At 47.9% G+C, this 851-nt stretch carries 2 protein-coding genes; both read left to right on the top strand.

All coding sequences use genetic code 11. The features are described from left to right. Nucleotides 1–576, top strand: a 576-nt coding sequence (locus tag CI957_RS10285) for a methyltransferase cognate corrinoid protein (protein ID WP_128754796.1), incomplete at its 5' end; no start/stop codon positions are given. Nucleotides 577–593: 17 nt separating this feature from the next. Next, nucleotides 594–851 (top strand): monomethylamine:corrinoid methyltransferase (locus tag CI957_RS10280; protein WP_128754795.1); only part of this gene is annotated, 258 nt, incomplete at its 3' end.

Genomic DNA, 851 nt, shown 5'->3' with positions numbered 1-851 from the left:
CAGGAAGCCCTGGATGCAGGTTTAACTCCTTTCGAGATCATCAATGATGGTCTGTCTGTGGGTATGAAGATCATCGGTGACAAATTCGAAGCCGCCGAAATCTACCTTCCCCAGATAATGATGTCTGCCAAGGCCATGAAAGCCGCCATGGAAATTCTAGATCCACTCCTTGCAGAGGATGAGACCTCAGAATCCGTTGGAACCTGCATCAAGTTCGTCCAGGAAGGCGACATCCACGATATAGGGCACAGGCTTGTTGCAACCATGCTCGGTGCAAACGGTTTCACCGTTATCGACATGGGTGTTGACGTGCCCAACGACAAGGTCATTGAAGAAGTAGCAGCCCACAAAGGCGAGAAACTTCTACTCTCCGGCTCTGCCCTTATGACCACTTCCATGCTCGGTCAGAAAGACGTAATGCGTCTGCTTGAAGAAGAAGGTCTGCGTGACTCTGTAAAAGTAATGTTCGGTGGCGCTCCGGTCACAGATTCCTGGATTAAGGAACTGGGTGCTGACGCAACAGCAGAAAACGCAGCAGAAGCAGCAAACGTGGCTCTTGAATTAATGAAAAAATAATACAGGGAGGATAATTTATGACATTTACCAAATCCGTAACTTGCTATGATTTTTATGACCGTGCACAGACCGGTGAGAAATGTACCCAGGATGACTGGGACTTAATGACCATCCCAATGAAGGCAATGGAACTGAAGCAGAAATACAATCTTGACTTCGGTAAGGAATTCATTCCTACCGACAAGGACCAGATGGAAAGGCTGTTCAAAGCCGGTTTCGAGATGCTTCTGGACTGTGGTATCTGGTGTACCGACACCCACCGTATCGTCAAATAC

The sequence above is a fragment of the Methanohalophilus sp. WG1-DM genome, from assembly GCF_004104135.1.
Lineage (GTDB): Archaea > Halobacteriota > Methanosarcinia > Methanosarcinales > Methanosarcinaceae > Methanohalophilus > Methanohalophilus euhalobius.
Note: the sequence above shows the minus strand (reverse complement) of the source record. Positions and strands in the feature narration are given on the sequence as shown.